Source organism: Streptomyces sp. P9(2023) (genome assembly GCF_032436795.1).
Lineage (GTDB): Bacteria > Actinomycetota > Actinomycetes > Streptomycetales > Streptomycetaceae > Streptomyces.
Genome location: NZ_JAUPWM010000692.1, coordinates 1 through 251, shown reverse-complemented (window position 1 = coordinate 251; position 251 = coordinate 1). Strand labels below are relative to the sequence as shown.

Genomic DNA, 251 nt, shown 5'->3' with positions numbered 1-251 from the left:
CAGCAACACGAAGGTTACCGACCAGCCGAAACCAGGGCTGGTCCAGCCAGCCAATGTGGCGACGGCGGTCAGTACGGTACTCAACCAGACCAGGGCCATCACCGGGTTCTTGATGATGTGCTGCGGAGCCAGCTTGATGAACGCATTAATCAGCGCGGACTTGAAGCCCTTTGCTTCGTTTCCTGCGGAACGGTCAGTCCGATCCTGTGTATGTGTACGGGTCATTTTGATTTCTCTCAGTGCGCAACCAG

General features: G+C 56.2%; 1 pseudogene. It reads right to left on the bottom strand.

The features are described from left to right. Window positions 1–225: pseudogene (locus tag Q5762_RS39135) on the bottom strand (potassium-transporting ATPase subunit B); the annotation flags it as partial. Between the last annotated feature and the right edge of the window lie 26 nt (window positions 226–251).